Source organism: Phenylobacterium sp. (assembly GCF_031425575.1).
Lineage (GTDB): Bacteria > Pseudomonadota > Alphaproteobacteria > Caulobacterales > Caulobacteraceae > Phenylobacterium.
The window spans coordinates 20,630-27,577 of the sequence record NZ_JANPJP010000062.1; the positions used below are offsets into that span (position 1 = coordinate 20,630).

The window sequence follows — 6,948 nt, forward strand, 5'->3', positions numbered from 1 at the left end:
CCGCGCGGCGTCGCGGGGGTCTGGACTTAAGCTTTCGTAACGCGCCATTTCGCCGACACGCCGCCCCGGCTATGGTCGGCTTTCCCTTCCTGTCTCCGAGGTCGCCTTGGCCGATTCAGCCACATCGCCTGTTCTTTCCATCAAGGACCTCAAGGTCGATTTCGCCACCCATGACGGGGTGGTCGCGGCCGTTCGGGGCGTGTCGCTGGCCGTTGGCCGGGGCGAGACCCTCGGCGTGGTGGGCGAGAGCGGCTCGGGCAAGAGCCAGACCTTCATGGCGCTCATGGGCCTGCTGGCCCGCAACGGCAAGGCTACCGGCTCGGCCAAGTTCCTCGGGACCGAACTGCTGAACCTCAAGCCCGCGGCGCTGAACAAGATCCGCGGCTCGAAGATGACCATGATCTTCCAGGACCCGCTCACCGCGCTCACCCCCCACGTCCGCATCGGCGAGCAGATCGCCGAGCCCCTGCGGCTGCACCTGGGGATGTCCGGGGAGGCGGCCACCAAGCACGCCAAGGACTGGCTGGACCGGGTCCGCATTCCCGACGCCGAGCGCCGCCTGCGCCAGTACCCGCACGAGCTGTCCGGCGGCATGCGCCAGCGGGTGATGATCGCCGCGGCCATGGCCGGGTCGCCCGCCCTGCTGATCGCCGACGAGCCCACCACCGCCCTCGACGTCACGGTCCAGGCCGAGATCCTCGACCTGATGGACGAGCTGAAGCGCGAAACCGGCACGGCCATGGTGCTGATCACCCACGACATGGGGGTCATCGCCCGCCTCGCCGACCGGGTCTGCGTGATGAAGGACGGGGCCTATGTCGAGGAGGGCGAGGCGCAGGCCATCTTCGCCGCGCCGAAGGACCCCTATACCCGGGCGCTGCTGGACGCGATCCCGCGCCTGGACCGCTCCGACCGTGGCGGCCGTCCGACCCTGAGCCCCGTCGCCGCCGAAGCGCCTGTCGTGGTGGAAGGCCGCGACATCAAGGTCTGGTTCCCGATGCACGAGGGGCTGTTCGGCGCCAAGCGCAACCTGCGCGCGGTGGACGGCGTCTCCTTCCAGGTTCGCCAGGGCGAGACCCTCGGCGTGGTGGGGGAAAGCGGCTGTGGCAAGTCGACCCTGGCGCGCGCCGTCATCAACCTGATCCCGGCCACTGGCGGGGCGGTCACCCTGTTGGGCCGAGACATCACCGGCGCGGACAAGGAAACCATGCGGGCCGCGCGGCGCGACCTGCAGATCGTCTTCCAGGACCCCCTGGCCAGCCTCGACCCCCGGGTGACCATCGGCGACTCCATCGCCGAGCCCCTGCAGGTCTTCAAGCCGCAGCTGAAGCGCGCCGAGCGCGACGCCGAGGTGGCGGCCATGATGGCCAAGGTCGGCTTGGCTCCGGCCCTCATCAATCGCTATCCGCACGAACTCTCCGGCGGCCAGAACCAGCGGGTCGGCATTGCCCGGGCCATGATCCTGAAGCCGAAGCTGGTGATCTGCGACGAGGCGGTCTCGGCCCTCGACGTCTCAATCCGGGCCCAGATCATCGACCTGCTGATCGAGCTGCAGAAGGAGATGGGCCTGGCGATGATCTTCATCAGCCACGACCTGGCGGTGGTGCGCGAGATCAGCCACCGGGTGATGGTGCTCTACCTGGGCCGGGTGATGGAGCAGGCTGACCGCGAGCAGCTCTACGCCAACCCGCACCATCCCTACACCAAGGCCCTGCTGTCGGCGGCCCCGATCCCCGATCCGGTCCGGGAACGCTCCCGCAAGCGGCTGAAGCTGGTGGGCGAGCCCCCCAGCCCCATGGACCCGCGGAGCGCCCTGCGCTTCCTGCCCTCGCGCCTGTCGGCTGATCCCCTGGGCCAGGTCTATGTGCCGGAGCTGAAGGAGATCGCGCCAGGTCACCTGGTCTCCGAGTTCGACCCGCCCGTCGAAGCCGCTTAGGAGCTTCGCAGCCTGAAGTGGGAACCGGTTCAGGCGACCGTCACGCGAACCAGAAAGAATCCGTGCGCCACCCCATGACGTCGAAGATCACGCCCATCCTGATGTCCGGCGGCGCGGGGACGCGCCTGTGGCCCCTGTCGCGCCAGGCCAAGCCCAAGCAGTTCCACCGCCTGGGCGGACCTCAGACCCTGATCCAGGCCACCGCGCTGCGGGTGACGGGGCCGATGTTCAATCCGCCCATCGTGGTCTGCGCCGCGGCCCATGCCGACCTCACGCGGGCCCAGCTGGCCGAGGTGGGGATCACCGCCCAGGCCTTGATCGCCGAGCCTGCGCCCCGCAACACCGCCGCGGCCTCGGTGGCCGCCGCCGCCGTCGCCGCCGAGATCGATCCGGACGGGGTCTTCATCCTGCTCCACGCCGACAACCTGGTGTCCGACGTGCCGGCGATGCACGCCGCCATCGAGGCCGGACGGGCCGCGGCCCAGACTGGCGAGGTGGTGATTTTCAGTCTCAAGCCGACCGGGCCTGAGACCATCTACGGCTATATCCGCGCCGGGGCCGGCGAGGGCCTGGTGCGCAAGGTCGCCCAGTTCGTCGAGAAGCCGGACCTGGCGACCGCCCAGAAGTTCGTGGCCGATCCGGACTATGGCTGGAACGCCGGCATGTTCATGTTCAGCGCGCGCGCCTTCCTCGAAGAGTGCCGCCGCCTGGCGCCGGCCATCTGCGCCGCCGCCGAGGCCGGGGTGAAGGACGCGCAGCGACCCGGCGACGTGATCGCGCTTGGGCCCGCCTTCCTCACCGCCCCAGCCGAAGCCATCGACACCGCCATCATGGAGAAGACCGACCGCGCCAGCGTGGTGGGGGCCGACATCGGCTGGAGCGACGTGGGCAACTGGCACGCGCTCTGGGAAGGCTCGGTGCGCGACGCCGAGGGCAACGCCCTGGACGGCGACGCCATCGCCGTGGGCTCGCGGGGCAATCTCGCCCGCACCGACGGCCATACGGTGGTGCTGGCCGGCGTCGAGGACCTGGTGGTGGTGGTGGAGAACGGCGTCGTCCTGGTGACCCGGCGCGAGTCCACCGCCTCGGTCAAGGCCGCGGTGGAGGCGCTGAAGACCCAGGGGCGCGGCGAGCTGCTGTGATCTGAGGTTGCGCCGCAAGCCCCCGCAGAAGTTGCAGCCCGGCGATTCCGGCAACTTCGCGGAAAGACTTCGTGGTTAAGGTCGGCGGCTGTTATCGCGTTTCGCCGCCGGGGAATGGCCGCCTTGCAGATCGAAGTCCTTCGTCCGCAGGACATGACGGCCCAACGCCTGGGCCGCTGGGCGGAGCTGCAGGCCGGCCACATCACCCTCGACAGCCCCTTCCTGTCCCCCGACTGGGCCCGCACCCTTGAGCGCGTGCAGCGCCAGACCTCCCGCCAGATCCGCGTCGCCGTCGGCATCGTCGATGGCCGCGATGTCGCCTTCCTGCCCGTCCGCGCCGGTCATCTGACCGCCATGCCGGTGGGGGCGCCGATGTGCGACTACCAGGGGCTGGTGGCCGAGCCGGGCGTCAGGATCGACGCGCGCAGGATGATCCAGGCCCTCGGCGTCCAGCGCTACGACTTCTGCCACATGATCGAGGACCAGGCCGCGTTCGCCCCCTATGCGCGGGGCCGCCAGCTCTCCCACATCGTCGATGTCGCGATGGGGTACGACGCCTATGAAGCCGCCCGCCGGGAGGCCGGAACCTCGGTCCTGAAGGATTGCGACAAGAAACGCCGCAAGGTCGAGCGCGAGATCGGTCCCGCCACCTTCACCGCCTTCTCCCGTAGCCAGGCCGACTTCGATCAGCTGGTGGCCTGGAAACGCGCCCAGCTGGACGCCACCGGCCAGACCGACATCTTCGACGCCGGCTGGACCGTGCGCCTGATGCAGGACCTGTTCGAACGCCGCGATCCGGACTTCGGGGCGGGCCTCTTCACCCTGCACTTCGGCGACCGCCTGGCCGCCGTCCACCTGCACCTGCACGGCAAGCAGACCGTGCATGGCTGGCTCATCGCCCACGAGCCGGAGTTCGAGCGCTATTCACCGGGGATCCTGCTGTTCCAGGACATCCTGCGCTGGATGGACGTCACCCCCTATTCCCGCCTCGACCTCGGTCCCGGCGACTACCGCTTCAAGCGCGAGCTGGCCAATACCGGAGTCTGGGTGACCCACGGCTTCGTCGGCGGCGTCGCGCCGGCGGCCCTGGTCCGTCACGCCGTCTATGGCGTCCGCCGCGCCGCCGAGGCCCTTCCGCTAGGCAAGATGTCGGAGCTGCCGGGCAAGGCCATGCGCCGCGTGGACGTCCTGCGCGGTTTGCGCTGAGCGGTTTCAGGCGAAGTGGGAACCGGTTCGCCGCCCGGAAAGCGCGACCAAGCTGACATTGCCGTAGGACGCCCACGCCGTTAGAGGTGGCGTCCTTTTCACCCCTGGCCTGATCATGACCCTGTCCATCGACGATATCCGCGCGGCTGCCGAGCGGCTGAAGGGGCGCATCGAGCGCACCCCCTGCCGACACTCGAAGACGCTGTCGGAGATTACCGGCGCCGAGGTCTGGGTGAAGTTCGAGAACCTGCAGTTCACCGCAGCCTACAAGGAGCGCGGGGCGCTGAACACCCTGCTGCAGCTCAGCGACAACGAGGCCAGGCGCGGCGTGATCGCGGCGTCGGCTGGCAATCACAGCCAGGGCCTGGCCTATCACGCCGCCCGCCTGGGCATCCCGGTGACCATCGTCATGCCCCGCAACACCCCCTTCGTGAAGGTGCAGCAGACGCGCGCCTTCGGGGCCGAGGTGGTGCTGGACGGAGAGACCTTCGACGACTCCGCCGCCCTGGCCAAGACCCTGTGCGCCGAGCGGGAGCTGGTCTTTGTTCCCCCCTTCAACGACCTCAAGGTGATGGCCGGCCAGGGCACCGTGGCGCTGGAGATGTTCGAGGACGTGCCGGACCTGGAGGTCCTGCCCATCCCCATCGGCGGCGGCGGGCTGATCGCCGGCTGCGCCACCGTGGCCAAGTCGCTCAACCCCAAGGTCGAGATCTACGGCGTCGAGCCGGCCATGTATCCCTCCTTCACCGCCCGGATGCGCGGGATCGGCGCGGCCACCGGCGGGGCCACCATCGCCGAAGGCATCGCGGTCAAGTCGGTGGGGGAAGAGTGCTACGCGGTCGCCCGGCCGCTGATCGACGACGTGCTGCTGATCGAGGAACCCTATTTCGAACGGGCCATCGCGTTGTACTGCAATGTCGAGAAGACCGTGGTCGAGGGCGCCGGCGCGGCCGCGCTCGCCGCCCTGCTGGCCTATCCGGAGAAGTTCCGCGGCAAGAAGGTCGGGTTGATCATCACCGGCGGCAATATCGACACCCGCCTGCTGGCCTCGGTGCTGACCCGCGAACTGGTGCGCGAGCAGCGCCTGGTGTCCCTGCGGATCATCGGCGACGACCGACCGGGCCTGCTGGGCACCGTCTCGGTGCTGATCGGCAAGATGGGGGCCAATATCGTCGAGGTGGCGCACAACCGCCTGGCCCTGGACGTACCCGCCAAGGGCGCGGAGTTCGACATCATGATCGAGACCCGCGACGCCCAGCACACCCAGGAAATCATGGACGCCCTGCGCGAGAGCGGGTATCCGCCCCGCGCTGTTTGAGAGCGTGACAGCCGGAAGCGGGCGTCGGTTACGCCGCCCGTCACGCGACGAAATAAGGAAGCTAGTGATGAAGCGTTTCGTTCTCGCCCTGGCCCTGGTGGTCCTGGCCGCCTGCGGCCCCAACAAGCAAGTCGCCGCCGAAAACCTCACCGCAGCCAACACCTTCCTGGCCAAGAACGGCAAGGCGGCGGGCGTGGTCACCCTGCCCTCCGGCTTGCAGTACAAAATCGTCCAGTCGGGCCCGGCCACGGGCGCCAAGCCCCAGAGGGGCGACGAGGTGAAGGTTCACTACGAAGGCAAGCTGCTGGACGGCAAGGTCTTCGATAGCTCCTACGAGCGCGGCTCCCCGGCGGCCATGCCCATCGACGCTCTGATCCCGGCCTGGATCGAGGCCCTGCAACTGATGCGGCCGGGCGATGTCTGGATGCTCTATGTGCCGCCGGAACTGGGCTATGGCGAAGAGGGCGCGGGCGGCGGCGAGATCCCCGGCAACAGCGTGCTGATCTTCAAGATCGAACTGATCGGCGTCCTGCCAGGCCCCGGCAGCGTCGGCCAGGGCTGACCTCCACGCCGACTAGCTGAACAGGTGCGTGCGGGTGTCGGGGTTCTCCCGGCGCCACATGACGTTGTCCAGGAAGAAGTGGTGGATGTTGATGAAGATCCACACCGAAAACAGGCAGGCCGTGGTTCCGAACACCGCGTGGTCGTAGGGGATCACCGCATCCATCAGGTTGGGCAGGGCCCAGAAGCCGACGAAGCCCAACAGCAGGCCTGAGGCCACGAACACCGCGAACCCGCGCCGCCAATCGCCGCCCTTGGCGCGCTCGACGCTGCCCTGATAGCGCCAGACGACGGCCATGTACTGCAGGGAGTGGAAGGCCGGGATCACCAGCAGCCACAGCGGGTTGATCCGCATGAACACCAGCCAGGTATAGAGGCTGACCGCGTAGGCGACCGCGCCGTTCCAGGGCAGGCTCCGCCAGGCGCGGCCCATCACCAGCAGGGTCGCCGCCGTCGTCAGGGCCGCCGCCAGACCGGCGATCATCAGCACCGGCGCCGGGACGGGCAGGGCGTAGTAATCCAGGCCCCAGAGATGGGTGGTCTTCACCTGGTGGTTGGCGTTCAGCCACGAGAAGACCCAGATCACATAGGCGTTCACCAGGAACACCTTCTTCTGCAGGGCGGTGAAGAAGCTGCGCTTGAGGGCGGCGTCCACCATCAGCATGCCGTAGCCCTGCTTGACGTAGTGCCAGCCCACGAAGAAGGCCATCAGGTTGCCGCCGAACCCCAGCAGCCGGGAGTCGGCGCTCATCAGGGCCGCGCCGAGATAGGCCGCCAGCCCCAGC

Annotated in this window: 6 protein-coding genes; 5 read left to right on the top strand and 1 reads right to left on the bottom strand. The window is 68.8% G+C overall.

Annotated features, from left to right (window positions below):
• Positions 1-106 precede the first annotated feature (106 nt).
• From RMO97_RS03750 to RMO97_RS03770, 5 genes are all read left to right on the top strand, one after another.
• Positions 107-1,936, top strand: coding sequence for a dipeptide ABC transporter ATP-binding protein (locus RMO97_RS03750; RefSeq protein WP_310539204.1), 1,830 nt, complete (start codon positions 107-109; stop codon positions 1,934-1,936).
• A 74-nt stretch (positions 1,937-2,010) separates the two neighbouring features.
• Positions 2,011-3,078, top strand: a complete 1,068-nt coding sequence (locus RMO97_RS03755) for a sugar phosphate nucleotidyltransferase (RefSeq protein ID WP_310539205.1) — start codon at positions 2,011-2,013, stop codon at positions 3,076-3,078.
• A gap of 114 nt (positions 3,079-3,192) precedes the next feature.
• A complete protein-coding gene (locus RMO97_RS03760; RefSeq protein WP_409035282.1) occupies positions 3,193-4,284 on the top strand; it encodes a GNAT family N-acetyltransferase in 1,092 nt (363 codons plus the stop codon).
• Positions 4,285-4,399: 115 nt separating this feature from the next.
• Entirely contained in the window at positions 4,400-5,602 is a 1,203-nt protein-coding gene (locus RMO97_RS03765; RefSeq protein ID WP_310539207.1) for a threonine ammonia-lyase, read from the top strand.
• A 67-nt stretch (positions 5,603-5,669) separates the two neighbouring features.
• A complete protein-coding gene (locus RMO97_RS03770) occupies positions 5,670-6,164 on the top strand; it encodes an FKBP-type peptidyl-prolyl cis-trans isomerase (RefSeq protein WP_310539208.1) in 495 nt (164 codons plus the stop codon).
• 12 nt (positions 6,165-6,176) lie between these two features.
• Here the strand turns inward: RMO97_RS03770 and RMO97_RS03775 are convergent.
• Positions 6,177-6,948 (bottom strand): hypothetical protein (locus RMO97_RS03775; RefSeq protein WP_310539209.1); only part of this gene is annotated, 772 nt, incomplete at its 5' end.

What these genes read in the sequence shown, in the direction of transcription:
- RMO97_RS03765 (WP_310539207.1), top strand. Translation starts at nt 4,400, where the DNA reads ATGACCCTGTCCATCGACGATATCCGCGCGGCTGCCGAGCGGCTGAAG.
- RMO97_RS03760 (WP_409035282.1), top strand. Translation starts at nt 3,193, where the DNA reads ATGGCCGCCTTGCAGATCGAAGTCCTTCGTCCGCAGGACATGACGGCC.
- RMO97_RS03755 (WP_310539205.1), top strand. Translation starts at nt 2,011, where the DNA reads ATGACGTCGAAGATCACGCCCATCCTGATGTCCGGCGGCGCGGGGACG.
- RMO97_RS03770 (WP_310539208.1), top strand. Translation starts at nt 5,670, where the DNA reads ATGAAGCGTTTCGTTCTCGCCCTGGCCCTGGTGGTCCTGGCCGCCTGC.